The organism is Carboxydothermus ferrireducens DSM 11255, from assembly GCF_000427565.1.
Lineage (GTDB): Bacteria > Bacillota > Z-2901 > Carboxydothermales > Carboxydothermaceae > Carboxydothermus > Carboxydothermus hydrogenoformans.
This window is the reverse complement of the sequence record NZ_KE386561.1, coordinates 80,247-106,671: the sequence shown is the minus strand read 5'-3', so window position 1 is coordinate 106,671 and position 26,425 is coordinate 80,247. Positions and strand designations below refer to the sequence as shown.

General features: G+C 38.8%; 30 protein-coding genes. 1 reads left to right on the top strand and 29 read right to left on the bottom strand.

Annotated features, from left to right (window positions below; all coding sequences use genetic code 11):
• Positions 1-19: 19 nt before the first annotated feature.
• From CARFE_RS15810 to CARFE_RS0113020, 17 genes are all read right to left on the bottom strand, one after another.
• The gene (locus CARFE_RS15810) at positions 20-502 is read right to left on the bottom strand and encodes a cytochrome c-type biogenesis protein (protein ID WP_051250327.1); all 483 of its coding nucleotides are present in this window, start codon (positions 500-502) and stop codon (positions 20-22) included.
• Between the two features lie 77 nt (positions 503-579).
• On the bottom strand, positions 580-1,782 hold the full coding sequence (locus tag CARFE_RS0113090; protein ID WP_028053059.1) for a Coenzyme F420 hydrogenase/dehydrogenase, beta subunit C-terminal domain: 1,203 nt from the start codon (positions 1,780-1,782) through the stop codon (positions 580-582).
• 63 nt (positions 1,783-1,845) lie between these two features.
• Complete coding sequence (locus tag CARFE_RS0113085; RefSeq protein ID WP_028053058.1) at positions 1,846-2,865, bottom strand: TRAP transporter substrate-binding protein; 1,020 nt, start codon at positions 2,863-2,865, stop codon at positions 1,846-1,848.
• A 92-nt stretch (positions 2,866-2,957) separates the two neighbouring features.
• Entirely contained in the window at positions 2,958-4,253 is a 1,296-nt protein-coding gene (locus tag CARFE_RS0113080) for a TRAP transporter large permease (RefSeq protein ID WP_028053057.1), read from the bottom strand.
• 1 nt (position 4,254) lies between these two features.
• A complete protein-coding gene (locus CARFE_RS0113075) occupies positions 4,255-4,773 on the bottom strand; it encodes a TRAP transporter small permease (RefSeq protein WP_028053056.1) in 519 nt (172 codons plus the stop codon).
• 48 nt (positions 4,774-4,821) lie between these two features.
• Positions 4,822-5,850, bottom strand: coding sequence for a TRAP transporter substrate-binding protein (locus CARFE_RS0113070; RefSeq protein WP_245570801.1), 1,029 nt, complete (start codon positions 5,848-5,850; stop codon positions 4,822-4,824).
• 89 nt (positions 5,851-5,939) lie between these two features.
• Positions 5,940-6,425, bottom strand: a complete 486-nt coding sequence (locus CARFE_RS15255; RefSeq protein ID WP_245570804.1) for a response regulator — start codon at positions 6,423-6,425, stop codon at positions 5,940-5,942.
• Complete coding sequence (locus CARFE_RS16485; RefSeq protein WP_210432964.1) at positions 6,413-6,601, bottom strand: response regulator; 189 nt, start codon at positions 6,599-6,601, stop codon at positions 6,413-6,415. The genes CARFE_RS15255 and CARFE_RS16485 overlap by 13 nt, the downstream gene beginning before the upstream one ends.
• Positions 6,594-8,171: an ATP-binding protein gene (locus CARFE_RS0113060; RefSeq protein WP_028053054.1), complete on the bottom strand. Its 1,578-nt coding sequence runs from the start codon at positions 8,169-8,171 to the stop codon at positions 6,594-6,596. The genes CARFE_RS16485 and CARFE_RS0113060 overlap by 8 nt, the downstream gene beginning before the upstream one ends.
• Positions 8,172-8,279: 108 nt before the next feature.
• Entirely contained in the window at positions 8,280-9,518 is a 1,239-nt protein-coding gene (locus CARFE_RS0113055) for an NAD(P)-dependent malic enzyme (RefSeq protein ID WP_028053053.1), read from the bottom strand.
• Between the two features lie 23 nt (positions 9,519-9,541).
• Positions 9,542-10,333 carry a succinate dehydrogenase iron-sulfur subunit gene (locus tag CARFE_RS15250; protein ID WP_034542153.1) on the bottom strand — a complete coding sequence of 264 codons (792 nt, stop codon included), beginning with the start codon at positions 10,331-10,333 and terminating at the stop codon, positions 9,542-9,544.
• A 6-nt stretch (positions 10,334-10,339) separates the two neighbouring features.
• The gene (locus CARFE_RS0113045; protein WP_028053052.1) at positions 10,340-10,684 is read right to left on the bottom strand and encodes a succinate dehydrogenase hydrophobic membrane anchor subunit; all 345 of its coding nucleotides are present in this window, start codon (positions 10,682-10,684) and stop codon (positions 10,340-10,342) included.
• A gap of 16 nt (positions 10,685-10,700) precedes the next feature.
• Positions 10,701-11,120: a succinate dehydrogenase, cytochrome b556 subunit gene (gene sdhC, locus CARFE_RS15245; RefSeq protein ID WP_051250325.1), complete on the bottom strand. Its 420-nt coding sequence runs from the start codon at positions 11,118-11,120 to the stop codon at positions 10,701-10,703.
• A gap of 16 nt (positions 11,121-11,136) precedes the next feature.
• Positions 11,137-12,855 (bottom strand): succinate dehydrogenase/fumarate reductase flavoprotein subunit, encoded by a 1,719-nt coding sequence (locus CARFE_RS0113035; RefSeq protein WP_028053051.1) that lies wholly within the window; start codon positions 12,853-12,855, stop codon positions 11,137-11,139.
• Positions 12,856-12,875: 20 nt separating this feature from the next.
• Positions 12,876-13,424, bottom strand: coding sequence for a Fe-S-containing hydro-lyase (locus tag CARFE_RS0113030; protein ID WP_028053050.1), 549 nt, complete (start codon positions 13,422-13,424; stop codon positions 12,876-12,878).
• Positions 13,425-13,436: 12 nt separating this feature from the next.
• A complete protein-coding gene (locus tag CARFE_RS0113025) occupies positions 13,437-14,279 on the bottom strand; it encodes a fumarate hydratase (RefSeq protein ID WP_028053049.1) in 843 nt (280 codons plus the stop codon).
• Between the two features lie 120 nt (positions 14,280-14,399).
• Positions 14,400-15,914 carry a sigma-54 interaction domain-containing protein gene (locus CARFE_RS0113020; protein ID WP_245570800.1) on the bottom strand — a complete coding sequence of 505 codons (1,515 nt, stop codon included), beginning with the start codon at positions 15,912-15,914 and terminating at the stop codon, positions 14,400-14,402.
• Positions 15,915-16,060: 146 nt separating this feature from the next.
• Here CARFE_RS0113020 and lexA point away from each other — a divergent pair, with 146 nt between their 5' ends.
• Complete coding sequence (lexA, locus tag CARFE_RS0113015; RefSeq protein WP_011344285.1) at positions 16,061-16,675, top strand: transcriptional repressor LexA; 615 nt, start codon at positions 16,061-16,063, stop codon at positions 16,673-16,675.
• A gap of 23 nt (positions 16,676-16,698) precedes the next feature.
• Here the strand turns inward: lexA and CARFE_RS0113010 are convergent, their stop codons facing one another.
• The 12 genes from CARFE_RS0113010 to spoVK all read right to left on the bottom strand — a co-directional run bounded on the left by CARFE_RS0113010 (position 16,699) and on the right by spoVK (position 26,383).
• Positions 16,699-17,208 (bottom strand): hypothetical protein, encoded by a 510-nt coding sequence (locus CARFE_RS0113010; RefSeq protein ID WP_028053047.1) that lies wholly within the window; start codon positions 17,206-17,208, stop codon positions 16,699-16,701.
• A 3-nt stretch (positions 17,209-17,211) separates the two neighbouring features.
• Positions 17,212-17,355: a CcmD family protein gene (locus CARFE_RS16065; protein WP_011344288.1), complete on the bottom strand. Its 144-nt coding sequence runs from the start codon at positions 17,353-17,355 to the stop codon at positions 17,212-17,214.
• A 12-nt stretch (positions 17,356-17,367) separates the two neighbouring features.
• Complete coding sequence (locus tag CARFE_RS0113000; RefSeq protein ID WP_028053046.1) at positions 17,368-18,063, bottom strand: cytochrome c biogenesis protein; 696 nt, start codon at positions 18,061-18,063, stop codon at positions 17,368-17,370.
• A gap of 9 nt (positions 18,064-18,072) precedes the next feature.
• Entirely contained in the window at positions 18,073-18,750 is a 678-nt protein-coding gene (locus CARFE_RS0112995; protein WP_028053045.1) for a heme exporter protein CcmB, read from the bottom strand.
• Positions 18,747-19,448 (bottom strand): ABC transporter ATP-binding protein, encoded by a 702-nt coding sequence (locus CARFE_RS0112990; RefSeq protein WP_028053044.1) that lies wholly within the window; start codon positions 19,446-19,448, stop codon positions 18,747-18,749. Before CARFE_RS0112990 ends, CARFE_RS0112995 begins: the two co-directional genes overlap by 4 nt.
• A 9-nt stretch (positions 19,449-19,457) precedes the next feature.
• The gene (locus tag CARFE_RS0112985; RefSeq protein ID WP_028053043.1) at positions 19,458-20,417 is read right to left on the bottom strand and encodes a hypothetical protein; all 960 of its coding nucleotides are present in this window, start codon (positions 20,415-20,417) and stop codon (positions 19,458-19,460) included.
• Entirely contained in the window at positions 20,418-20,795 is a 378-nt protein-coding gene (locus CARFE_RS0112980) for a hypothetical protein (protein ID WP_028053042.1), read from the bottom strand. It lies immediately after the preceding gene.
• A complete protein-coding gene (locus CARFE_RS0112975) occupies positions 20,795-22,792 on the bottom strand; it encodes a heme lyase CcmF/NrfE family subunit (protein ID WP_028053041.1) in 1,998 nt (665 codons plus the stop codon). Before CARFE_RS0112975 ends, CARFE_RS0112980 begins: the two co-directional genes overlap by 1 nt.
• A gap of 18 nt (positions 22,793-22,810) precedes the next feature.
• Entirely contained in the window at positions 22,811-23,224 is a 414-nt protein-coding gene (locus tag CARFE_RS0112970) for a cytochrome c maturation protein CcmE (RefSeq protein ID WP_028053040.1), read from the bottom strand.
• A gap of 4 nt (positions 23,225-23,228) precedes the next feature.
• On the bottom strand, positions 23,229-24,152 hold the full coding sequence (locus CARFE_RS0112965; protein ID WP_028053039.1) for an SHOCT domain-containing protein: 924 nt from the start codon (positions 24,150-24,152) through the stop codon (positions 23,229-23,231).
• Positions 24,153-24,251: 99 nt separating this feature from the next.
• Positions 24,252-25,472: a methionine gamma-lyase family protein gene (locus CARFE_RS0112960; RefSeq protein WP_028053038.1), complete on the bottom strand. Its 1,221-nt coding sequence runs from the start codon at positions 25,470-25,472 to the stop codon at positions 24,252-24,254.
• A gap of 20 nt (positions 25,473-25,492) precedes the next feature.
• Positions 25,493-26,383 (bottom strand): stage V sporulation protein K, encoded by an 891-nt coding sequence (gene spoVK / locus CARFE_RS0112955; RefSeq protein WP_011344298.1) that lies wholly within the window; start codon positions 26,381-26,383, stop codon positions 25,493-25,495.
• Positions 26,384-26,425 lie beyond the last annotated feature (42 nt).

Below are 26,425 nucleotides of genomic sequence, written 5' to 3'. Positions count from 1 at the left end.
CTACAAAGCTAGTCCACCATTAAAGATATTTTTTAAGCTCATCCTCAATCTCTTTAAAATCCAGGTTATTTAGACCGTCCTTATCACTATCATTTATTTTTTGCATAAGAACATTACCGCTTCTTTGTTTTTTACGAATAAAGTAATTTACAAATAAACCACCGGCTATTAACCCGAGACCGGGCATTATCCAGGCTAAAAAGTTAAATCCTTTAGCAGTTGGCGCCGCCAGCCGTTCCTGGCCATCTCTTTTAACGTAGTAACTTAAAATTTCCGCCTCCGTCTTTCCTTCATTTAGCATTTTCTTAACTTCGTTCCTAATAGATTCAGCTTGTTGACACTCGCATTCATAGATTTTTTGTTTACCACAACCACATAAACAGACCATTTTACTGGTAATTTCTTTAAAAAGGTTTACATCATACGCAAAGGCTGTAGTATTTAACATAATCATCAAGCTTAACATAAGTATCATGATGAAAAAATTTTTTCTTAAAAACATTTTTTCACCTCCTTGAATGATTATACCACATTTTGTAGTAGGTTTGACAAAAAAGAAAAGCAACAACCACCGTTGCTTCATTTTTTCTCTGGTGCCATATGAAACTCTCGAAAAAAAGGCGTATAATCCACCTTCATGTGATAATTAGGAGTTGGCCAGCCAAATTGCTGGCGCTGAGCCAAGCGAAAAGCCGCTCCGTGTTTTTTCATTTCAAACCCTACACCACTGCAAAGTTTTTCCGGCTCAAGAACTTCCAGATATAACACCTTTTCTTCTACAGCACTCTTTATTAACTCCTCACCCGTTAAAGACCTTACTAACAGGGCTGAAGTGCCGCTGAAGCTATCTCCAATCGTCGGAGTAGCCCAGTAATCACCTACAGCAATGTCGGCAAGTTCACTACTCCAGTCGATACACATTTCACACCGGTCCCTTTTGTAATTGGGCATTAACATATGATAAACATACCGGTGACGGTCAATAGTAATGGTTTCACCACTATGAAGCTTTACCACAAAATGTCCCGGCCATTCTCCTCCCCGGTACTCCAAATTAGCTATTTCTTCCATGTCATCTACACCGCACCACTCCACCAAAATATGCCGCGTACCCTCGAAATAAAACTGAGAAGCACAAAATAAACCTATAGTTAATTTAATTTTCCCCGCAATATCCCTCGGTATATCATAATACTGCATCTTACGCACCGCATGAATATGACAGGGAAGCCCAACAATTCCTACGCGCTGACATCCCGCCTTTACAGCTTCCCGGAAGAGCATATTAACAGGAACTACGGCGTATTTTGATTGGGCTGCATCTATAATTTCTTTTTTGCTTTTTGCTAACTTGGCCTCGGTAAGCCAAGGTTTTTCTTTATTAAATCCAGCCACAATGGCACAGTCAATTATTCCCTTTTCTAAAGCATGCACCAAGAGCGCCGTTACCACTCCTCCACTTGCACCCTTTATTCGGATAATTTCTTCCCCAGCATACCCAACATAGCTTCCGCGATAGAATCCCAGGTCTGTCAAAGTAGGGTTACGATTACTACCAAAAAAATGTTTTTCTAATTCCAAAAGCGGCACATCGCTTCCCGGGCAAATGCGAAAGCAAATCCCGCACTCTGAACATTTGTCTCTGCAAACCGGCATAGGTTCGCCGTACACCCGAGTCATTTCAAGCGCCCCATTAGGGCATACTCCAACACAGCTGCCACAACCCGTACATAAGCCTCGCCGAATTACTAAATTTTCTAATTGGGGAAATCCCGTTTTCATTACTTTTATTTTCCCCCACTTTCTCTAAGAATTGCTATAATATTACCCCATTTTGAAAACTATTCAGTTAAGATTTCCTATTTTTAAAATTTCGCTTTGTAAATTTTTTGGAAATAAAGGGATTATTTCATACGCAAGAGGCTTTAATACCGCTTGCCACGCTTCCTTTTCTTCCGGAGTTAAATCATGAATCTTAATATTTTGATCATTTCGAATACGGGCTAAATCTGCAGCATTTTGCTCTAATGCTATTTTTCTTTGCCAAGCAGTAACTTCCTTTAAGGTGTCTAAAAGGATTTTTCTTGTTTCTTGGTCTAAGCTGTTAAAATAATCCCTGTTCATTAAAACCGCATAACCCAGATAACCATGATTGGATATAGTCACATAGCTTTGCAACTGGTAAAACTTTTTGGAGTAGAGATTTGAAGGAGTGTTTTCGCCTCCGTTTACTTTTTTATTTTCTAATGCTTCAAATACTTCATTAAAAGAAAGTGGTACCGGAATTGCCCCTAATTTTAAAAACTGCTTTTTTAAAATAGGACTGTCCATAATCCGAATTTTTAACCCCTGAAAGTCTTTCAAATTTTCTAAAGGCCGGTCAGCGGTGAGAATTTTAAATCCATTATCCCAGTAGGCCAATACTTCTATCCCTTTTTCACGCATGCTCTTTCTTAAAAGCTCCCCAACAGGACCATCTGCCAATTGATGCACCTGCTCTAAATCGTTAAAGAAAAACGGAAGATCAAAAACCCCCCAGCGACTATCCAGGCTGGTTAATTTTGAGGTAGCAGGAGCAATAATCTGGACATACCCTTTTTTTAATGCTTCTAATTCCTCGCCATCTTTATAAAGAGTGCCGTTAGGATAAATTTTTATTTCTACCCGTCCCCCGCTTCGTTGATAAACCAGATCAGCCCACAAGCGGGCAGCCCGTCCTTTGGGCGAAGCATCACTTACAACGTGAGAAAAGGTCAAGACAATTTTTTCTTTTGGACTCGTTTGTTCAAAATCTACGGCTTTTGGTGCACACCCCTGCAAACCCAATAAAAGCAAACTTAAAACTACTAATAAACCCCGCACCATCTCTCCCCCAAGGTCTTTTTTTAAAATTATACTCTTTTTTAAATCAATCATTTTAAAGATTTAAAAGATTAAATGCCGGGAAATCCCGGCATTTAATCTTTCATTAAGACCCTTGGGATGTACAGGGATATGTCCGGCCAAACCATTAGAAGAATCATAACTAAAATCATAATTACAATAAACGGTATTACCCCTTTTACTACCTCTTCCAATTTTTCTTTTGCCATATTGCTCACCACAAAAAGGTTTAAGCCCACCGGTGGTGTAATCATTGCCAGCTCCATGTTTACCGTCATTACTATAGCAAACTGGATTAAGTCTATCCCGAGATGTTTTATCATCGGCAACAAAATCGGTAGCGTAATTAAAGTAATGGAAACTGCTTCTAAAAAGGTTCCCATGATAAAAAACATTAAGTTTGTTGCCAAAAAGAAAGTAAACTTGGTTAAATGAGCGTTTTTAATCCATTCTCCAACAATATTGGGAATTTGGTTGGTAACGATAAACAAGCCAAAAACCATTGCAGCGGCTATAACCAAGTAGATCATAGATACGGTATTAATAGTATCTACCAAGATTCCTCTAATATCTTGGAGTTTTAACTCGCGGTAGATAAAAACCGAAACAAATAAAGCATAAAAAAGCGAAAGCACTGCTGCTTCGGTCGGGGTAACAATGCCGGAGTAAATACTTCCCAGTATAAATACCGGTAAAAACATTCCGGGCAAGGCTTTAACCGTTGCTTTTATCCTTGTTGCCCAGTCCGCTTTTTCCGCTCCTTTAAAGTTTCCCCTTTTAGCATAAATTATTGCACTTAATACCAGAACCCCCGCCAGGAAAAGCCCCGGCAAAAGGCCGCCCATAAAAAGCTTACCGATACTCTCTTCCGCGGTAATTCCATAAATTACGAGGGTTACGCTGGGCGGAATTAATATTCCCAAAGTACCCGCTGCAGCAATAAGTCCCATACTGTATCGTTTGGGATAGCCACTTTCCAAAAGTGCCGGCAGCATTATTGAGCCAATTGCTGCTGCTGTAGCCGGACTTGATCCCGAAATTGCCGCAAAAAAAGCACAGGCCAAGATTGTAACCACCGACATCCCGCCAGGCAAATGACCAATCCAGGCTTTTAAAGCTTCAATTAAATATCTGGCAATCCCACCCCGGGACATAATAACCCCGGCAGCCACAAATGCCGGTATTGCGATTAGAGGCGGGGAAAGAAGGGAAGCAAACATACGCTGCACAATAAAATATAAAGTAAACTTTCCGCTTAAATATAAAATAATGACTGCAGCCGTACCCAGGCTTATAGCAATCGGTACGTTTAAAAGAAAAAGCAAGATAAAAATCGCAAATAACAATAACGTTAGAGTTCCTACATCCATTTTACAGCCCCACCTCCTTTGATTGGATCAATTTCTGCCAGGTATCTTTTTTTAGCAGTAGAAATACTTTTTCAACAAATCTTACCACCATCATAAAGCCTGATATTGGCAAAACCAGGGATACAATCCAAAGCGGGGTTTGACTGTCTGCCGAACCCTGGCCTAAAACTTTGTAGGTAACTACTAATTTTATACCGTAAATTAACATTAGAATTGCAAAAAATGCCCCAACTAAATTGGCAAAAATGCTTACAATTCGCTTTCCTTTTGGCGAAAGCCGGTCATACAGCATATTCACCTTAATATGGTGGTCATCCCGTAAGGCAGTAGCAAAGCCGATCATGGCGCCCCACACTATTAAATACACCGAATATTCGTCTAAAAGGGCTATTGGTTTACCAAAAACGTAACGCAGAATAACATTTACAAAAATAAGTGTAAGACCCAGGTATAAAAGTCCGCCGCTTAAATAATCCTCTAAGCCTTCGTAGATTTTTATCCATACCGATTTTTTCCGCAAAACAATTCCCTCCTTTGTTAGTAAAAAGGGCACATCCGTTGATGTGCCCTACTCGGCATTTCTCGCAGCATCCATTATATCTTTACCAATAATTGGTTCGTATTTTTTATAAAGCGGTTCAAAAACTTTAATGAAAGCCTCCCGGTCCTGTGGAGTTAAATAATAAAACTCAAGCTTGCCGCTCTTTTTAAGGTTTTCCATGCTTTTCTGGTTTAACTCCGTTGAAAGCTTAATTTCATATTCAGTAGCTTCGGCCAGAGCTTCCTCCAAAGCTTTTTTAATATCCTCAGGCAGGCTATCCCAGAAGGTCTTATTGGTTAAAACCACATAATCCAGCCGTCCGTGACCCGAAACCGTGAGATATTTTTGCACTTCAGCATACTTTTGGGTATCGATGTTATTAAAAGTATTTTCCTGTCCGTCTACCGTTTTGTTTTGCAGGGCAGTATAAACTTCTCCAAAAGGTATAGTCTGGGAGCCGGCGCCTAAAAGTTTAAATTGCTCTTCCAAAACACCTCCGGATTGAGTTCTAAATTTAAGCCCTTTAAAATCTTCCGGTCTTCTCAATGGACGTTTAGAATTGGTAAAATGCTTTGCCCCGTTTGGCCACCAGGCTAGACCAATGATACCTTTATCCTCCAGGCTTTTTAAAAGCTTTTGACCTGCGGGGCCCTGATAAAACTTAAGTGCTGCTTCTTCGCTCTTAAACAAAAAGGGAATATCAACAATTTGAAACTGAGGATTTAAACCTACCAGTTTGGTTACCGAAGGTGCAATAAATTGAACGTTATTTGCGATTAACGCTTCTAACTCCTCCTTATCCCCGAAAAGCTGGCTCGATGGATATACTTCCACCTTTACTTTTCCACCGGTTTTTTGCTCCGCAAGCTCTTTAAATTTTAATGCCGCCTGCCCCTTGGGAGTAGTTTCCGCCACTACGTGGGAAAACTTGATAACAATAGGTTCGGTTTTCTTTTCCCCTTCCTGTTTGCTTCCGCACGCAACTAACGCAAATACCAAAAACAGGACTAATACGGCAATAAAAATATTTCTGCTAAACTTTAACAACAAAGCCACCCCCTTAAAATGATTTTATATTTTTAATATAAGAATTTTTCTAAATATTTAAAATATTTTACTCATAAAGTTAATTTTGTTCTTTTTGTTCAACGAAGATAATAATAATTTACCGGTCTGCCAATACTACCATACCGTATTTCTTTTCCGGCAACACCTTCCCTTTCTAAGTATTCCAAGTATCTTCGGGCTGTGACCCGCGATATTCCTGCTTTTTTGGCCACTTCTGCTGCTGCCAGCGGTTCCCTTGTTTCTTCCAAAAGAGACAAAATCTTTTTTAAAGTAATATCATTAAGCCCCTTCGGAAGCTCACCCCCAGCACTTGATCTGGCAAAAAGCCGGTCAATATCTTCCTGTTGAACACTTCTCTTCCGGCCTATTTTTAAATATTTATTTTTATAGGTTAAAAGTGCTTTTACAAGCCGCTCTTTTTTGAAAGGCTTGATAATATAATCTACCACACCGTACCGCAATAATTCAGCTACTATTTCTCCTTGCTGAGCTGCAGTTATAGCAAGCACATCCACCGAAATATTTTGCCGGCGAATTTCCTTTAACAAAGTTAAACCGTCAATATCGGGAAGGTAAATATCCAGGATGAGAAGTTCTGGAGAGTGGTTTTTAAAAAGTTTAAAAGTTCACTACCGCTTTTAAGAGCTGCAATTATTTCAAAACCTTCTACTTCCTTTATAAAATTCTTATTTATCTCCAGGACCATGGGGTCATCTTCAACGATAACCGTTTTAATCATTTTTCTCACCTCCTACTTTGATTAAAAAAACGGTTCCTTTGGAAGTTGATCTAATTCTAATTTTGCCACAAACATCCTCTAAATGCCTTTTTACAATGTAAAGTCCATAACCACGATTTTCCCCTTTTGTAGAATACTCTGGCTCAAAGATCTTATTTTTTTCAACTCTTATTCCCGGCCCTGTATCAAGTACAAGAAGAAAAAATCTTCTTTTATTCGCCTGGATTTTGAGATAAACCTTTTTTATTTTTCCTGATACCGCCGCTTCCAGGGCATTTTCCAGAATGTTGCCGGTAATCTCAATGACTTTGGTACTGTCAAGTTCGGCCGGATATCCTTCAACAAAACTTCGCCGATTAACCAAAAATTCTACCTTTAATTCCGATGCCCTGGCGGCTTTCCCCAAAATAAGCCCGGCCAAAGCCGGGTCCTTAATTTTTTTTGTTAAAAATGTTGTAAGCGCCTGTTGCGTGTCCGTCAAACGAAAAATTAGGTCCAACGCTTCGTCCACCCTACCCAGTTGAATAAGACCGGCAATAGAATGAAGACGGTTTAAATTTTCATGGTTTTGAACTCTTAGAGCTTCGACAAACTTTTTTACTCCGGTCAATTCTTCCGCTAATTTTTGGACCTCACTTTTTTCCCGAAAGACTGCAACCGCACCTATAACCTTACCCTTAACCTTTAAGGGCAACCGGCTGGAAATTAACTGCTTGCCGCCTACAAAAATTTCACGATTATACACCGGTTGCCCCGTTGCCATCACTTCAGGAAGCCTGCTTTCAGGGGCAACTTCTCCGATATTTTTACCCACTACCTCTTCTTGACGGAGATTTAAAATAACTTGAGCCGCCGGATTTACCAGGGTAATATTCCCCATCCGATCGATAGCCACTATTCCTTCGTTAATGGTATTTAAGAGAGCATCCCGCTGTTCCACAAGACTGGCAATTTCTTCCGGTTCTAACCCCAGAATTTCCTTTTTTATTTTTACCGCTAAAAAACCAGCCCCTATTGCTCCAATAAATAAACCCATGAGAGTTGCTAAGTATATTCCTTCCCGGACACTTTTTAAAAGCTCCCACCAGGTAGGAAGCAGTATTCCCACCACCACAACACCAATTTGCTCTGTAAAAGATTCATTTTTGACAGGAACAAAAGCCCTAACCGCTATCCCCCTTATTCCTTTTGCCTCAGAAATATATTCGTTATCGGCAAAAGCCGGCCCTTCATCTCCTCCGGAAAATTTTGAGCCTACCCTTTCCGGAAGAGGACTGGAATAGCGTATACGATTCATATCCAGAACAACTATATAATCAACATTGGTCGCCCGGCGTATTCTTTCAGCTACCGGTTCAATCTCCTTAAAACCTTCCGGCCTGCCCAGGTATTTTTTAACTGTAGGGTTTTCCGCTACCGTCCTACCAATTGCCAGGGCCCGCTTGCCGAGTTCCTTTTTTAATTCCACCGCTGCTTTATAGGTAAGAAAGAATCCTGAAAAAAAAACCGAAAAAGCTGCAACCGTAAAAGCTAATAAGGTTATTTTTGTTGCAAGTTTAAATCTCCTCATTATTCTTCCCTCAATATTTTTAATCTATAGTTTAAAATTCTTTAGAAAATTTAAAATTCCTTGTGACTATAAGATTCACTTAGATTAACGCATAAAAAAGCGACCCCTTTAGGAGCCGCTTTTTTCCAAAAGTTCAAGGGTATGTTTAAAGACATCATCCGGGCTTATCTTAATTCTTGCTATTCCTTCCTCTAAAGCCGCTTTTGCCACTTCGCGAGCAACTGTTGGTGCAACTCTTGCATCGAAAGCTTTGGGTAAAATATAATCTTCATTAAGCTCATTTTCGGCAACCAAAGAACTTATAGCATAACTTGCTGCTATTTTCATCTTTTCGGAGATATCTGTGGCCCTTACATCCAATGCACCCCGGAAAACTCCCGGAAATGCCAAAACATTATTTACTTGATTGGGGAAATCGGAGCGACCGGTAGCTACAATCCTGGCCCCCGCTCTTTTCGCTTCATCGGGGTAGATTTCCGGTTCTGGATTGGCCATAGCAAAGACAATTGCATCTTTATTCATTGACTTAACCATTTCTTCCGTTACTTGTTTTGCTTTGGAAAGTCCAATAAAAACATCTGCTCCCTTTAAAGCATCCTTAAGGGTTCCTTTAATATTTTCAGGGTTAGTGATTTGGGCTAATTCTTCTTTGTATTTATTCATTCCTTCTTGACGGCCCCGGTAGATAATTCCTTTACTATCACACATTATTAAATTTTTTACCCCGCTTGCCATAATAAGCTTGGAAACTGCAGTTGCTGAAGCCCCTGCACCATTGACCACTACTTTAATCTTTGAAATATCTTTATTAACTATTTTTAACGCATTTATTAGAGCCGCCAGGGTAACAATAGCGGTTCCATGCTGGTCATCATGAAAAATGGGAATAGATGTTTCTTTCTTTAATCGCTCTTCGATGTAAAAACAATTAGGTGCTGCGATATCTTCTAAATTAATCCCTCCAAAGGTCGGCTCTAAAAGTTTTACTACCTCGACAATTTTATCAGGATCCTTGGTATCAAGACAAATTGGGAAAGCATCAACCCCGGCAAATTCTTTAAATAGTAGTGCCTTACCTTCCATTACGGGCATGGCGGCATAAGGTCCAATATCTCCTAATCCTAAAACTGCAGTACCGTCGGATACCACCGCTACCATATTCCAGCGGCTGGTATATTCATATGACAAATCCTTATTTTCAGCAATTAACTTACAGGGCTCCGCAACCCCAGGCGTATAGGCTAAAGATAAATCTTCCGCAGTCTTAGCAGGTACCTTGGACTTTACTTCAATCTTTCCGCGAAATTTCTTGTGTAATTCTAAAGCTTTAGCTTTAAAATCTGCCATTTTAAAACCTCCTTTAATTTAAATTAAACTGTTGGCTCAGGAGCTTTTATTCCTCCCTGAGCAGGCTTTTCTTTATTTAACGGAATTAAGCGGGCTTTAGGTTTGCGGCCGGTGAAAAAGAACGACCTTTTAAAAAGCTGGATAGCCAAAGCAGGGTCAACGCCTTTAGGACAGGCTTCAGCACATGCCCCCGCCATATGGCAGCGCCATAAACCTTTTGGATTATCGACCTGAACTTTTCTTTCCTTTTCCCCAAAATCGCGATTATCAGCATTATATCTATATGCTTGGGCCAAAGCTTGCGGTCCGGGAAAATCCGGCGTAGTTCCTACCGTAGGGCAAGCAGCAAGACAAGCACCACATTTTATACAATAAGCAAATTGCAGGTATTCTTCAAGTTCTGCCGGTGTCTGGGAATATTCTCCGGTAGGATTTAAAAATTCCTGCTCGTTTTCAGGTATTATATATGGCTTGACATTTTTATGTTTCTCAAAAAGTGGAGTTAAATCCGGAACTAAATCTTTTATATTTTTATAGTTAGGCAGTGGATCAATCTCTATTACGTCAGTCCCGAGGGATAAAGCTTGAGTTTCACAGGCAAGTCGCGGCTTTTTATTAATGTACATCGCGCAGGAACCGCAAATACCCATCCGGCACGATGCTCTAAAAGCCAACGTGGCATCAATATTTTCTTTAATGTAATAAAGGCAATCTAAAACTGTCATGCCTTCTTTTACATCGAAAGTATAATCTTGAAAATACGGTTTTACATCCTTTGCAGGATCATAGCGCCAAATTTTAAACGTTACCTTCAATTTCCCCTACCCCCCAATGTAAGAATATATTACAACATAACTACCTAAAACTAAAGCTAAAAAGCCGATTATCCCTATTAAACCATTAATAAATTTAAGGTTTTGCGGAAAATATTCCAAAAGAATCGTTCTTAAGCCATACATTCCATGATATAAAGCAGCTACCAAAAGGATAAGATAACTTACAAGCCAAAAGGTATCCTGTCCCCGGGTTTTTACGTTATTGTAATCCAATGGGTCGTCTACGCCCAAAATATTATCAAGATGCATGTATCCCAGATGTATTCCAAGAAACACCAGTAAAATTAAAGCAGCTACTATGAATAAAAACCACAATTTTGATTCACTCACCAAAACCCCCTCCTTTTCAGGCCAAATATATATCATAAACACTTATAACAATTCCTACTAACGCTAAAATCATTAGGAAATACATTAAAGGTCGCTGTTTTAAAGTTGAATATTTATAGGGATACTCCTGCCGTTCAGGTTTGCCGATAAAGTAACCAAATTCGGTAAGTATAAGCCGTAAACCGTTTAAGCCGTGAAAAACACCTGCCACTACTACCAGGAATTCCCCGAATTTAAATATAGGATTATCAACGGTTCCCATAGCCTTTGCCCATGCATCGGGACCCCCAAGACGAAAAGAAGTTACCACAATATGCAGCAAAAGATAGATAATTAGTCCAAGCCCGGAAATCCGGTGTAAAGTATATAAATATCTTTCAATTCCGAATTTTCCCGCATAAAAGTTGCCCTTGATGCCCAAACGATTGTCATACATCTAAAAACCCCTCCTCTTAGTACTTTCTTTCCACTGGTTTCCAGGTAGTAATCTTTACCGGCAGGTATTCAAGCCGTGGCCCCTGAGGAGTATAATAAGCTAACGTGTGTTTTAACCAGTTTTCATCATCCCTGTTGGGATAATCTCTACGGGCATGACCTCCGCGGGATTCTTTTCTTTCCAAAGCTCCTAAAACAATAATTTCCGCCAAAGTTAACATATTTTCCATTTCCAGGTATGAAACTAAGTCGGTATTGTAATATTTACTCTTATCTTCCAATCCGCAATCCTTAAACCGTTGAATTAGCTCCCTTACCTTATTAAGGGCTGCAGTTAATCCCTTTTCATCCCGATATACTCCAACGTTTTTATCCATGATTTCCCTTAATTCTTTTCTTATTGTATATAAGCTTTCTTTATTTGGTTTATTAAATATTTCGTTAATTCTGGCCTCTTCCCTCAAGACCATTTCTGTCGGTAATTTTGGAAAAGCTTTTTGCTTCTTTACGTTCTCATATGCTTTGCCTCCGGTTATACCTCCCCATACCAAACATTCAGCAGTAGAATTTGTACCTAAACGGTTTGCTCCATGTAAAGAAACACAGGCAACTTCACCGGCTGCATATACCCCGGGTACCGGAGTTTGTCCATCAATGTCGACATGAATGCCGCCCATTGAATAATGAGCTACGGGCCGGACCGGAAGAGGTTTTTCAATCGGATCAATTCCCGCAAATTTTATAGCCACTTCCCGGATAAGCGGTAAGCGTTCATTAATTTTTTCCCTCCCGAGGTGGGTTAAATCCAGTAAAACGTAATCCAAACCATCTTCCCGGGTAAATCCTCTGCCCGCTTCAATTTCCTGCATTTCCGAACGGGAAACAATATCTCTGGGAGCTAATTCCATCATTTTTTCTGCATATTTCCCCATAAAACGCTCCCCTAAGTTATTAATTAAGTACCCTCCCTCCCCCCGAGCAGCTTCGGTAATTAAAATTCCCGAGGGAACAAGACCGGTCGGATGAAATTGCACAAATTCCATGTCTTTTAACGGCAAACCTGCCCGGTAAGCTATCGCCATTCCGTCTCCGGTAACCGTGTACGAATACGTGGTGAAACCATAAATCCGGCAGGCGCCACCGGTAGCTATTATTAAAGCTTTGGATTGAAAGACTAAAAATTCTCCCCGGGTTAAATCTATTGCGGTAAATCCCCTGTACTCTCCATCTTCAATCAATAGAGATGTAACCATTACTTCATCATAACGGTGAACGTTGGAAAAGCGCTGAAGATTATCATACATTGTGTGAACTTCAAAAAAACCCGTTTTATCCGCTGCAAAAACCGCTCGCGGAAACGAGTGACCGCCAAATGGTCTTTGGTCAATTTTTCCGTTTTCCCGACGGGCCCAAGGTATTCCCCAGTGGTCTAATTTCAAAATTTCTTGGGGAATTAATTCGACAAAACGCCAAACCGCATCTTGATCTGCTAAAAAATCACTTCCTTTAACCGTATCCCAGGCATGCAATTCCGGACTATCCCCTTCGTCAATCCGGAGAGCTGCCCCGGTTCCGCCTTCAGCACAAACCGAATGAGGTCTTAAAAGCTGCGTCTTACTGACAAGCGCAATATCCAATTCTCCCTTGGATAAAAAAGCAGCCTCCAACGCTGCCCTAAGTCCAGCAAGTCCGGAGCCAATAATTATCAAATCATGTTTTAGAACGTTCACATCCATCCCCCTCTTTTTTATTAATTTTATTCTTTCCGGAATTTCTCCGGACCTACCTCGTATAAATTTTGTCCCCGAGCATCAATAACCACTATTGCAGGAAAATCAACTACTTCCAGGCGGTAAATAGCTTCAGGACCCAAATCCGGATAGGCCACCACTTCACTTTTAACGATTGTTTTTGAAAGTAACGCTCCGGCTCCCCCAATTGCCGCAAAGTATATAGCTTTATTGCGGACAATCGCCTCTTGCACTTCCTTATTTCGGAGTCCTTTACCTATCATCCCTTTTAAGCCATAATCCAAAAGGCGCGGAGTACATTTATCCATCCGCCCACTGGTGGTTGGTCCAGCGGAACCAATAACCCTGCCCGGTTTTGCCGGTGTAGGACCTACGTAATAAATTATTTGCCCCTTTAAATTAACAGGTAATTCTTCCCCCTTTTCTAAAAGTTCATACAACCGTTTGTGAGCAGCATCACGGGCGGTAAAAATTACACCGTTAATTAAAACTTCATCACCGATTTGTAATTTCTCAATAACCTCTTCGCTCAAAGGTGTAGTAATCTTAATCATGCTCTCTCACCTCTATAAAATAACAGTTTCATGACGAGCAACGTGACAATTTAAGTTAACTGCCACGGGCAAGCTTGCTATATGGGTTGGGTAAGTTTCAATGTGAACTGCTAAAGCTGTAACCCTGCCTCCTAATCCCTGCGGCCCAATCCCCAAATTATTTATCATTTCCAATAGTTCTCTTTCCAGGGAGTTGTAAAAGGGGTCGGGATTTTGAGTGCCAACTTCCCGTAACAATGCTTTCTTTGCTAATAAGGCAGCTTTCTCAAAAGTACCTCCAATTCCCACACCTACAATTATTGGCGGACAAGGATTAGAGCCTGCCTGACGAACTGTATCAATAACAAATTGCTTTACTCCTTCAACTCCATCAGCAGGCTTTAACATTTTTAGCTGGCTCATATTTTCACTTCCACCGCCTTTAGGTGCTACCGTAATTTTTACCCTGTCTCCTGGAACAATATCAATATGCACCACTGCTGGAGTATTGTCACCAGTATTTACCCGGTTTAAAGGATCCTTCACAATTGATTTTCTCAAGTATCCTTCACTATATCCCTCTCTAACCCCTTGATTAATTGCATCGTGCAAATCCCCCCCTACCAAGTGTACGTCCTGGCCAATTTCTAAAAATATTACCGCAGTACCGGTATCCTGACAAATTGGTAATTCTTCATCTTTGGCTATTTGAGCATTTTCAATAACTCTCTGTAATATTTTTTTACCAACTTCACTTTCCTCATTGTTCGCTGCTACCTTTAAAGCATTTAAAATATCGGTACTTAGTTCCTGATTTGCCTTCACTACTAAAGTTTTTACGGCATTTTTAATTTCCTTCACATCTAAATTACGCATCTATCCATCCCTCCCTATCGGTACTTTAAGCAATTATGATGCCAACGATTTTCAGGCATAAAAAAAAACAAACATGCTTCTATTTTTTAAAAATTATAACTTTTATTTTAATTTTTAAAATTACAAATTATATCGCTTTATCTTATTGTAAAGGCTTGCAAGGGAAATTCCCAGTTTTTCGGCAATCATTTTTTTTGCTGATAACGACCTTCCATATTTCTCCAATGCCATACTTATAACCTCTTTTTCTATGTCCGCCAATTTTTTAATTGGGAAACTTTTTTCCAAAACCGGAGGTTCATTAGCTTTTGAAAAATAGCCATAGAAATGATGCTCGTCTAAATACTCATCATCCACCAAAATTATTGTTCTCTCTAAAAGATTTTCTAACTCACGTATATTGCCGGGCCATGGATAATTTTGAAATAGCTCCTGCGCCTTTGGTGTTAAACCTTTTACCTTTTTGCCAAAGCGCCGATTTAATCTACCGATAATATTTTCCGTTATCAGCAAAATATCTTCTTTATTTCTCTTTCTTAACGGTGGTAGTTCTATATCAATAACTTTTAAACGAAAATATAAATCTTCCCTAAACTTTCCTTCCTTAACCATTCGCTTTAAATCGCGATTTGTTGCTGCAATAACCCTTACATCAGTAGTAATAGTTTCAATACCTCCAACCCTTTCAAATTGCTTATCTTCCAAAACTCGCAAAAGCTTGGCCTGTAAAAATAAATTTAAATCGCCAATTTCATCTAAAAATATCGTTCCCTGATGGGCTAATTCAAACTTTCCCATCTTGGTTTTGGTTGCCCCGGTAAATGCCCCTTTTTCATAACCAAACAGTTCACTCTCTAATAAATTTTCAGGTATAGCAGCACAGTTAATTTTAACAAAAGGTTTTGAGGAACGACTACTTTCCATGTGGATTGCCTGGGCAAACATTTCCTTACCGGTTCCACTTTCACCTAACAGAAGAACCGTGGCATCACTTTTTGCGGCCTTTTTCGCTATTTTTTTGGCCTCTAAAAGTTTTTCATCCTTTCCAATAATATCGTTAAAAGTATAACGACAACCGGAAAGCTCCGAAAGCTTTTGACTAAAGCTCTCTAACATTTCCTGAGTTTTACTGAGTTGTTCGCTAATTTTTAAAATATCCGTAACCGTTTGAAATACCACAGCTCCACCGCTTAATTTTCCATCGATAAATATCGGTACAGCATTTGATACCACTTCTGCTTTACTTCCCCCCACTAAAGTTCGGTGCCCGATAACCGGTTTCATTAACTTAATGGCCTGGGCTAAAGCTCCATAGGGGGAAACTTCGAAAATATTTTTGCCAATTCTTTCTTCCTTTTCGATACCAGTTATGCGGGTAAACGCTTGATTGATGTATTTAATTTCGCCTTTTTCGTCGGCTATTTCAATACCCTCCTGGAGAGAATCTAAAATTTTCAGAAGCTCTTCCCGCATTTTCTGGGCAAGCACTAAATCGGTAATCTGACTTAACCCTTTATTATCGGCAATAAAAAAATCAGGATTCGCCATCACCGCTTGTTCCACATTCTGGACTTTGACTATTGGCAATCCCTTTAAAAACTCGGGCTCCAATTCTCCTAAATAATAAATCGTCACTGTTCATTCCTCCGTTTTTAATTTTATAAATTTTTATTCTATAAATTATAAGTTTTTCCTGCAAAATAATTTCGAACTTATGTTTTCAAAAACCTAAAACATTATTATAATAAACTTAAAAGCTACCAAAATGAGGTGATTTTTGCGTGAAAAACTCCCTTCTTTCGCACCAGGAAAAAAAAATAATCTCATTTATAAAGCAATACCTCAATGAGAATGGATATCCTCCCACAATTCGAGAAATCTGTCAGGGTGTTGGATTAAGCTCTCCCTCCACTGTTCATCACCACTTGAAAAACTTGGAAAGCAAAGGCTATCTGCAACGAAATCCAACCAAACCACGAGCCCTAGAACTTGTAGCCGAAAAAGCACCGGAAGAGCTTTTATCCATTCCCTTATTGGGCAATGTTGCTGCCGGTTATCCAACTTTAGCCATTGAAAATGCCGAAGAAGAAATGCAAATACCCAAGTCCCTATTTCCGGAAAAAGAGTTATTTGCTTTGCGCATTAAGGGAGACAGTATGATCGAGGAAGGAATACTGCCAGGAGATGTGATAATTGTAAAAAAGCAAGAAGTAGCCGAAAACGGTGACATCGTTGTCGCTTATTTAGAGGGAGAAGTTACTGTAAAAAAATTCTGGAAAGATAGTGTGAATGGAGTGATTAAATTAATTCCAGCAAATTCAAAATACGAACCGATTATCATAAACCGGGAAACAAAAATATTGGGTAAAGTTATAGGCTTGTTAAGACGATATTAAATAAGCCAGCAACTTTTGCTGGCTTATTTCCATATTTTTAAAGCTTCCTTTAACAAATCCTGGTGCAGTTCCGCAGGTAGTTCCAGCCAAAATACTTTATCCTTACTTTGGTAGTAGTAATGCACTCTACCCATGCCATAAGTTTTAAAAACCTTTAAACCCTCAATTTCAATCGCCTCTGGATAGCTGAAAGGACTTTTACCTATTGCCGCTTTTATCTTCCGGTCCATAAGATCACACAAGTAAGCTGCCTCCTGTACTGAATTGGCCTCTGAAATCCAAATTCGGGCTTCCTTTTGATAGTTTTTATAGGTAATAACTTCAGCTGCTTTGATATCAATTAGTTTTCCATGTAAGTCGTTCACGGCGGCAATTGCTGCATTTCCCTTGATATCTTCTACCCGATACATTTCAGCAAAAGTTTCCGGTGCTAAATTAAGTTCCAAATCCTTTTTTTCAAAGTAATTAACCACAAAAAAGGCACCAAGAATAATCCCCCAAAAAATTCCCAATGCCAGTATTGCTCTTTTCATGGTTTAACTCCTTTTATCTAAAGCCTCTTTTATTAACTCCAATTCCCGTTTAATTTGCTTTTGCCTTTGTCCCAAGACCACAGTATAGAGAAAAATTAATGTCCAAATAATAAAATACGCTAAAGCTAAAGCAGTTAATTTACTCATTTTCCTACCCCCCTAACCGTAAATTTTTTCATTGACTATATCCTTTAAACGATTTAACTCCCGGTGTAGCAAATTAATTCTTGCGCTTTTTACTAACAAGTAAATATATAAAGCTGTAAAGGCAAACAGGCTTATAAAAAAGGCTGGCTTCATGGCAGGGTCCAAACCGCCCGATGGATTATTAAAAATAATTGGATGAAAAGTCTTTTGCCACCAGCGACCGGCAGCAAAAACCAGGGGAACATCTAAAAAGCCAATAATGCCAAAAATTGCTGCAAAACGTGCCGTTTTTTCTTCTTCCCCCGCCGCAAGCCTTAACACTACGTATGCTAAATAGATAAACCACATAATAATTGCAGTAGTTAATTTAGGATCCCAGGTCCACCAGGCATTCCATACCGTTTTCGCCCAAATAGGTCCGGTGGTAATAACAATAGTAGTAAACACAACTCCTATCTCTGCCGAAGCCAAGCTTATTCCATCCCAGTAATAATCCCTTTTAATTAAAAACATAATACTCCCTACAAAGACCACAAAAAAGGCTAAAAACGCAACCCAGGCAGCCGAGACGTGAAAATAAAAAATTTTTTGAACGATCCCCATCATTTTCTCCTCGGGGGCAACCACAAAAACCATGTAGATTGCCACCGAAAGAACCACGTATGCTAATATTCCCAAAAAATAATCCCAAATTCTATCCCTCTCCATCTTAACCAATTACACCTCCAGTAAGGTTTCAAAAAGCATTAAAGGTACCACAATAAACAGTAAGTCATAAACCCCCAGAATTTTAAGCCAAATACTCCATTCGCTAAAGGGAAGATTGAAAAAAACACCTTTAGTTGCCGCCACACTTCCCAAAATAACCGGAATTAAGACCGGAAAGAGTAGTACAGGCAGCAGTATATCACTTGCCCGGGTATTAGCAGCCAAAGCAGCCAAAAAAGTTCCTATGGCTACAAATCCTAAACTACCAAAAAATAAGATAATCAAAAAAAAGCCAAATTTTTGGGGAACAGGAATGTTTAAAAAGATAAAAAATAGGGGTAAAGTTAAAATTTCAATAATCAGTAAGAAAACCAAATTACTTAACATTTTTCCCAAAAAAATTACACTGCGATCCACCGGAGCTAACATTAACCCCAATAAACAATCCTGATTTTTTTCTATAAAAAAGGAACGATTTAACCCTAAAAGGCCTGAAAAGAAAAAGGTTATCCATATTATTCCGGGAAAAATATCGTTTACAATCTGTTTTTTAACATCAAAAGCAAAATTAAAAATTACCAGCATTATTAAGGCAAAAACTAACATTACACTTAGCATCTCTTTTGACTGAAATTCAGCTTTTATGTCTTTTTCCACAATAGCTAATGCTTTTTTAAAAAAGGTCATGCAGAAATCCCAACCTTTTTTCGGTATATTTCTTTTAAACTCTTTAAATCATAAAGATTAGCTTCATCGAAAACCAGTTGTCCGCGATTTAAAATTAATATCCGATCGCTAAGTTCGACCCCTTCTTCAAAGTTATGGGTAATCATTAAAATGGTTCGTTTTCTTTGCTTTAATGTTCTTAAAACATTGTTTAAAATATCTATAGCTTGCTGGTCTAACCCGGTATAAGGCTCATCAAAAAGGACGATTTCCGGATCGTTTAACAAACAGCGGGCAATAGTTAAGCGTTGGAGCATGCCCCGGGAAAAAGTTTTTACCTGCTGGTAAAAGCTAAGTTCCAAGCCTACCTGTTGAATAACTTCCCTTACCCTTTCTTCAAGGTTTTCTACCCCATACATTTTTCCGTAAAAGAGCAAATTATCCCGGGCCGACAGGGAATCATACAGAAAGGAATTATGGGAAATTACCCCAAGCTTTTGCCTTAAAGCAACACCACCTTCATTTACGGCTATTCCGTTAATTTTTATTACACCAGAAGTTGGCTTCATTAAAAGAGAAAGAATTTTAAATAACGTACTTTTGCCAGCTCCATTGGGTCCAAGAACTGTTATAAACTGGCCATCTTCAACGTTAAAACTTATATTTTTTAAAATTACCTTGTCCCCGATCTTTTTCGTTACATTCTTCACTTCAATCATGGTCTACACCTATTCGGAAAGTTTTTTAAGCTCTATTTTGATCTTTTTTAACTGTTCTTTATAATTATTTAAAAGTTCCTGATATTCTTCTTCAGTTACCTCAGCCTTACCGTACTTTTCTTCCAAAAGCTCCACTTTGGCCAAAATTTCCTGCTCCTGGGCTTTTAATTGTTTTACTTTTTCCAAAAACTCCTCATCATCTAAAGAATCGTGTTTACTCCGGTAAAGCATTACTAAAGCTACCACTATTCCCCCAATAACCAAAAGCAAAAAGACAAGCCACAGGTGAGGATCGGTATTACCAAGGGGTGAATTTTTCCACCGTTGTATATGTTCTGGACTATGAAATTTCAAATTAGTAGTTTCTTCACTATAGATTTGAGGTGCTTTTTGCCAGTTCCCCTGGCCGGCTGTAAGGTTTAAAGTTATCTTGGTATTTTCCTTTAAATTTCCAGTTGCGTAGACATCAAAAGACTTACCATTGATTTCTAATACACCTTGAGGAGTTAATTCTCCGCTGTTTATGGTAAACTCCCCGGGCCTTGTTAAAACGGCAAAAACATCACAGCTATAGGGAAAGTAAAGGATTAAACTTTTTTTATCGGCAAAAGGTAAAGAGTAATTTATGCTAAGCTTTACCGCAGTAAGTCCCCCGGTAGTGAGACCCAGGCCATCTGGAAAGCGGATATATTGCTCTTCCTTTATCCCGCTTACGTTTAAATCGGTAAAACCCTCAGGCAAAGGAAGAAAAACTTCAACAACCTTTCCGTTGTGCTGTTCCTTGTAGCCTTGGGGTATGTCAATTTGAAGAATTTGCTGAACGTTAAGATTGGAACCGTTTTTTGCAAGAAACAAGTGATTCAACCTGACCACCGGTTTTTCCCCGGCAAAGACAGAAGTGCAAATACCAAACAAGAAAAAGGTAATTATAAAGAAAAACTTAAAAGCAGCAAAAAATTTTTCTTTCATCTAACCCCTCCGTTTTTTGTTGCGAAGTCTTTGAAGTTCTTCTTCAATTTCTTTCTCAATGTCCCGCTCAACCTGCACTTTATTTTCCAATTTGGACTGTTTTTTATCTCCTAAAAGTTCGTTGTAAGCTTTTAGGATTAAGCTTGCTTCTTTGGCATAACGGCTTTTTAACTCCTCATAATCTTCCTTGGCAATTTTCCCCATGTGATAATCAAACTCAATCTCGCTTAGGGTTTTAAAAATTGCTTCTTTATCCTTAAGTAGCTTTTCTTTTAAAGATGCGGTTTTCTTTGTTTCATCGGTGGATTTTACAATGAAAGGATAAATTACCAGAAATCCACATAATGCCAAGAGTAAAATATCAATTACAATGGCCATTATTCTGCCTCCTTAGCTAAGCTTGGTCCACCTATAACTCTGGGCCCCATCTCCGCCCCTTTACCCGGCCAGAGGGCAAAAACAGTACCAAAAATGAGGAAATATCCGCCAATCCAAATCCAGGCAATTAAAGGATTGACTTTAATTTTAAAAATCGCCGTATCTTGATTTTCCCAGCCGGCTAAAACCACATACAGGTCTTCCTTTAATGAACCCTTTATTGCCACCTCACTGGTGGGGTTTGGTTCATTAGGATAAAAGTTTTTGGAAGGAACAAGACGGGTAAGGTACTTGCCGTCTTGATAGACATCAATATCGGCAACAACGGCATCAACATTGTTCATTCGTACCTCTCTTAACCCTTTAAATTCAATAGTATAATTTTTAATTGTAACTTTTTCATTAGTTGTTAAAGTTACATTTTTTTCAATATCATACAGGGACGAGCCGGTAATACCAATGGCAATCAAGACTAAACCAATATGAATGATATAACCGCCGTATCTTCTCCGGTTCTTTGCAAAAAGGTTTATTAAAGCCTTAACAAAATTTTCACCGGTAAGTTTAACCCTTGTCTTAACTCCTTTAAAAATTTCATATAAAGTGGCAAAAAGAACAAAGAAATTAATAAAATAGGAAGCCACCGCCCAGGGTTTTCTAACTCCTACGATAAGTAAGTAAATGATAACCACTAACGCTAAAAACAAGGGAACGGTAAAATTACGGAAGATACGCGAAACTGACGCTTTTCGCCAGGCAATTAACGGGCAAATTCCCATTAGCAAGATAAAAGCCAGGAATATCGGAACATTCACTGTATTGAAAAAAGGAGCACCTACTGTTACCTTTTCACCGGTTAGCAGTTCAGAAAAAAGCGGAAAGGTTGTCCCCCAAAAAGTAGCAAAAGCTGCTCCTACTAATAGCAAGTTATTTAATAAAAAGCTACTTTCTTTGGAAATAATCGATTCAAATTCTTTTCCTTCCCGCAAGAAATTAAGACGATCAATTAAAAGGTATAAAGAACCAACTAACGCCAACACCGTAAATACCAAAAAATAACGGCCCAAACTCTGGTCGGCAAAAGCATGAACCGAAGATAAAACTCCACTTCTTGTTAAAAACGTGCCAAATAAAGTCAAAACATAAGTTATGCTGATAAGAAAAATATTCCAAACCTTTAGCATGTCTTTTCGTTCTTGGACCATTACTGAATGAAGAAAAGCACTTCCCGTAAGCCATGGCATGAAAGAAGCGTTTTCGACAGGGTCCCAGGCCCAATAACCTCCCCAGCCCAGCTCCACATAAGCCCATTCCATTCCGGTCAAATTTCCTAAACTTAAAAACAACCAGGCCAGTACCGTCCAGCGTCGGGTAACTTTAATCCATTCATCCCCTGGATATTTGGCAATCACCGCCGCCATGGCAAAAGCATAGGGTACAGCAAACCCTACATAGCCCAAATAAACCGCTATGGGGTGAATTACCATTCCCGGATTTTGTAACAGGGGATTAAGGCCATTTCCTTCAACCGGAGGAGGATTCAAGATTACAAAAGGTTTGGATATAAAAGATAACACAAATAAGAAAAATAAATTATTAATATTAAGAATCGTCAAGGCAATTGGTTTAATGCGAGGTACTACGTTATTTAAAGCAATGGCCAAACTGTACAAACTCAATACCCAAGCCCATAATAAAAGGGAACCTTCATTTCCAGCCCATAACGCGGAAAAACGATAGAAAAGTGGCAAGTCCGAACTGGTATAATGAGCCACATATTGAATAGCAAACTGCCCGCTTAAAAGAAATATTTCCAGAATTACAATGGCAATGGTTGTATTTATAGCAATAGCAATTGATGCACCTTTTACACTCTCCGCTAAAATAGAATTGTTTGATCGTATGGCAATTATGCCGGCTACCACTGCATATGCACTTAGTAAAAATCCCAAAACCAGTGCAAAACTTCCGACATTTGCTAAAAATAAGTTATCCATCTCGCCTGCCTCCTGCATTTATTGTTGTTTTTTTTCGTATTTTGACGGACATTTCACTAAAAGAGTATCTGCTTGGAAAACCTTACCATTGTATTTGCCTTCCACAACTATTTGGGCTTCCGGATGTTCAAGATTATCAGGTTTTACATCATTATATACGACGGGTAATTGAGTTTTTTCCGAGCCTTTGATCGGAATCATTATAAATTTTAATTCTAATGCTTTGGCATTCCAGGAAATAGAGCCAGGCAGTATCCGACCTTCAATCCGCATTTTTTGGTCAACAGCATTTTCATAAACTATCTTATAAACCGCCTCATCAACTTGCAGGGAATAACTGGTACCGGACGAGGCGAAAGCAGAAATAAAAAGAAACGCTATGGCAATCACAATAATACCGCTTCCCACCAAAATTTTGGTTCTTTGGGTCATAATGTTAACCCTCCTGTTCTAACGCCTTTTTAAGTAGCTTTCGATACTCTTCTTCCGTTATTTTCCCTTCAATAAACATCTTTTTTAATACTTTTTTGTTTACGACTTCACTTTCGTTTTTATTTTTGGAATTTACAAGGTAAAAAGCAATAACTGCACCAATTACTAAGATCATTAAAATAATTATAGTCCCCACAATAAGACTGGAATAACTTGAAGAATTACTGTTTTTTTGCTTCGAACTTTGCTGAGTTTTTGCCTGTTCCTGTAAACGATTTAAGGCAGTCTGATAATCTTCCTTGGGCACTACCGGAGTGGTATCATTTCTTACATAAGAAATAGCAAAAGAAAGAGCTCTCTGATTGTTTAAAGTAAAACTATGAAGCTTTAAACCCTCGTGGGTTTGGGTTATCAGTTCATTTTTAAGAGACGTTTTAAAAAACCCAGCCCCGGGAGGTTCTAAAATCTTTACGCTTAACTCACTTATGGTAAACGGAAATTGTATATTTGTTTCTACTTTCTTTTCCGCCGATGAAAGTTTTCCAAAATGAAATTGGATAAATAGATTCATTTTCTCCTGTGGCTTTAAAACAGGATTTAACATTATTTTTAACGCCAGCTGTTTATCTTTATTTTCTAAATTAAAAGGGAGGTAGCTAAGTTCTCCAGTTTCCCGGACAAAAGCAACTTTGTCAACGCTGGTGTCCGCCGGAAGAAGAAAACTTAATTCTTTCACTTCGGAATTTCCTTCATTAAAGATAATACCGGAAAAGGTGGCTAAGATATTTCCCGTCTGGTCGTATTCAGGAAAAAGGTTAACCTCAAAATGCTTCGAGGTAACCGTTTCCTGCGAGTAAACCGGGCTTATAAAAAAAATCACAAAAGCAAGTAAAAGAAAAATAGCTAACAAAAAACGCTGCTTTGACATTTAACCACTCCCCAAACGATATTCATGATTTTAAGTATTAAGTATTATAGAATTTCTTTATGATATGATAATTTCGACAATGAATCAGAAATCCCTTTTTTACTTTAAAAAATAATTTAAGGAAAATTTCTCGTAAAAACTCTCAATTAAGATCATCCCATACTCTAAGGCTATACCCCCCTGAAAATAAACAACATAGGGTGGAATAAAAGGCCCATCCGCTGACAAATCAATTGATGAACCCGCAACAAAACTTCCCGAAGCCATAACAATCGGAGAGTCATAACCCGGCAATAATGACGGCTCAATCGTTACAAAATTATCAATCGGGGAATACTCTTGAACCGTTTGCACAAATTTCAGCATTTTTTCCTTATCCCTAAAAATTAATGTTTGAACAATATCACCTCTTTTGGAAAAAGCCTCAGGCAAAACCTCAACTCCAGTTTTCTCCAAAAAATACGCTAAAAGTACGGCAATTTTAAGAGCTTCCCCAACTACTTTTGGCGCAAAATAAAACCCCTGTAAAATATCCCTGGCAAATCCTAAGGAAGGTCCAACCTCTTTACCCAAACCTGGTGCCGTCAACCGATATGCCGCTTGTTCAATTAGTTCTTTTTTTCCGGCCAAATAACCCCCGGTCGGAGCAATACCGGCACCAAGATTTTTTATTAAGGAACCAGCTATTAAATCTGCTCCCATTTCAATGGGCTCACATGGTTCAACCATCTCCCCGTAACAATTATCAACTAAGACCACAAGGTTAGAACTATACTTTTTAGCGATTTTAATTATCAATTTTATTTCCTCATTTAAAAGAGTTGGTCTAAGATCATAGCCACGGGATTTTTGGATGAAAAGCATCCTGGTATTTTTCTGAATATTGTTTTGAAAAATTACTTCTAAGTCTTCGGGATTAGTTGTAAAGGGTAAAATTTTATAAGTTATACCCCATTCCTTTAATGAACCTTGATTTTTACCCCGTTTGCCTATAACCTCTTCAAAGGTTTTATAAGGATTGCCAAATATTAAAAGCTCATCCCCGGGCCTTAAGACGGCAAAAAGTCCCAAAGTAATTGCATGGGTACCAGAAACAATCTGAGGTCTTACCAAGGCATCTTCGGCTCCAAAATAGGAGGCAAAAACCGTTTCCATCTTATCCCGAGCCGTATCGCCGTAACCGTATCCGGTAGTAAATACAAAATCGGAGTAGCTAATTCGCGCCTCCCTAAAAGCTTTTTGCACCTTTTGAGCATTTTGGTAAACAACCGTATCTATAAGTTCAAATTGCGTTTTAACGTCTTGCGGAATTTTCAGCATCGCCTTCTTAACTCCTTTACTTAAAGATTAAGGGCTAAAATTGCTTTTTCCAAATCTTCCTTTTCCAATACTAAAAGATCTTCTTTAGTTACCTTACTTTTACCTAAAAGCCTTACGGCCTGTCGCCTTATTGCCTTTTCAATAATATTTCTGATTAAACGAGCATTTCCACTACTTTTTTTACTTTGGTCAAGGTGCTTTAATTTATATTTTAAATAAAAAGCTGCCTCAGAAGAAAACAGGTATTCCCAATCTTCCAAGAACTTTTCAGCAATAAAAAAAAGCTCCTCATCGGTATAATCGGGAAAGGTTATCTCAATGGGAAAGCGGGATTTAAGCCCCGGGTTTTGCTCTAAAAGATAATTCATCTCATCATAATACCCGGCTAAAATAATAACGAGATTGTCCCGATAATCCTCTGCCCCCTTCACTACAACATCTATTGCTTCCCGGCCAAAGTCTTTGTCGCCACCCCGAGCTAACGAATATGCTTCATCGATAAATAAGACCCCTCCCAAAGCTTTTTTTAACTGTTCCCGTGTTTTTAATGCAGTATGGCCAATATACTCCCCTACCAAATCAGCCCTTTCAACTTCTATTAAGTGGCCTTTTGTTAGGATACCAATTTCTTTAAAAAGCTTACCTATAATCCTGGCAACCGTGGTCTTTCCGGTACCAGGATTTCCTTTAAACACCATATGCCAGCTAACGTTATTTGTTTTAAGCTTTTCCTGAACTCTTTTTTTGTGAATTTGAGCTAACGCATATATTTCAAAAACCATCTCTTTAACTTCAATCAACCCAACCATCCGATCAAGCTCTTTTAACAAAGAAGATACCTGGTCAAATTTTTCAATTTCGGTTTTTGAGGGAGAAGCAGTATTGATAGAATTTATTAATGTTACTTTCATAACCGTCCCTCCTCTTGGATCGGGAATAAAACTCCCTTTTTT

Bases quoted from the DNA above. Each gene is read 5' to 3' on its own strand.
- CARFE_RS15810 (WP_051250327.1), bottom strand. From the start codon at position 502: ATGTTTTTAAGAAAAAATTTTTTCATCATGATACTTATGTTAAGCTTG.
- CARFE_RS0113090 (WP_028053059.1), bottom strand. From the start codon at position 1,782: ATGAAAACGGGATTTCCCCAATTAGAAAATTTAGTAATTCGGCGAGGC.
- CARFE_RS0113085 (WP_028053058.1), bottom strand. From the start codon at position 2,865: ATGGTGCGGGGTTTATTAGTAGTTTTAAGTTTGCTTTTATTGGGTTTG.
- CARFE_RS0113080 (WP_028053057.1), bottom strand. From the start codon at position 4,253: ATGGATGTAGGAACTCTAACGTTATTGTTATTTGCGATTTTTATCTTG.
- CARFE_RS16485 (WP_210432964.1), bottom strand. From the start codon at position 6,601: ATGATTAAAACGGTTATCGTTGAAGATGACCCCATGGTCCTGGAGATA.
- CARFE_RS0113060 (WP_028053054.1), bottom strand. From the start codon at position 8,171: ATGAGGAGATTTAAACTTGCAACAAAAATAACCTTATTAGCTTTTACG.
- CARFE_RS0113055 (WP_028053053.1), bottom strand. From the start codon at position 9,518: ATGGCAGATTTTAAAGCTAAAGCTTTAGAATTACACAAGAAATTTCGC.
- sdhC (WP_051250325.1), bottom strand. From the start codon at position 11,120: ATGTATGACAATCGTTTGGGCATCAAGGGCAACTTTTATGCGGGAAAA.
- CARFE_RS0113035 (WP_028053051.1), bottom strand. From the start codon at position 12,855: ATGGATGTGAACGTTCTAAAACATGATTTGATAATTATTGGCTCCGGA.
- CARFE_RS0113030 (WP_028053050.1), bottom strand. From the start codon at position 13,424: ATGATTAAGATTACTACACCTTTGAGCGAAGAGGTTATTGAGAAATTA.
- CARFE_RS0113025 (WP_028053049.1), bottom strand. From the start codon at position 14,279: ATGCGTAATTTAGATGTGAAGGAAATTAAAAATGCCGTAAAAACTTTA.
- CARFE_RS0113010 (WP_028053047.1), bottom strand. From the start codon at position 17,208: ATGAAAAGAGCAATACTGGCATTGGGAATTTTTTGGGGGATTATTCTT.
- CARFE_RS16065 (WP_011344288.1), bottom strand. From the start codon at position 17,355: ATGAGTAAATTAACTGCTTTAGCTTTAGCGTATTTTATTATTTGGACA.
- CARFE_RS0113000 (WP_028053046.1), bottom strand. From the start codon at position 18,063: ATGGAGAGGGATAGAATTTGGGATTATTTTTTGGGAATATTAGCATAC.
- CARFE_RS0112995 (WP_028053045.1), bottom strand. From the start codon at position 18,750: ATGACCTTTTTTAAAAAAGCATTAGCTATTGTGGAAAAAGACATAAAA.
- CARFE_RS0112990 (WP_028053044.1), bottom strand. From the start codon at position 19,448: ATGATTGAAGTGAAGAATGTAACGAAAAAGATCGGGGACAAGGTAATT.
- CARFE_RS0112985 (WP_028053043.1), bottom strand. From the start codon at position 20,417: ATGAAAGAAAAATTTTTTGCTGCTTTTAAGTTTTTCTTTATAATTACC.
- CARFE_RS0112980 (WP_028053042.1), bottom strand. From the start codon at position 20,795: ATGGCCATTGTAATTGATATTTTACTCTTGGCATTATGTGGATTTCTG.
- CARFE_RS0112975 (WP_028053041.1), bottom strand. From the start codon at position 22,792: ATGGATAACTTATTTTTAGCAAATGTCGGAAGTTTTGCACTGGTTTTG.
- CARFE_RS0112970 (WP_028053040.1), bottom strand. From the start codon at position 23,224: ATGACCCAAAGAACCAAAATTTTGGTGGGAAGCGGTATTATTGTGATT.
- CARFE_RS0112965 (WP_028053039.1), bottom strand. From the start codon at position 24,152: ATGTCAAAGCAGCGTTTTTTGTTAGCTATTTTTCTTTTACTTGCTTTT.
- CARFE_RS0112960 (WP_028053038.1), bottom strand. From the start codon at position 25,472: ATGCTGAAAATTCCGCAAGACGTTAAAACGCAATTTGAACTTATAGAT.
- spoVK (WP_011344298.1), bottom strand. From the start codon at position 26,383: ATGAAAGTAACATTAATAAATTCTATCAATACTGCTTCTCCCTCAAAA.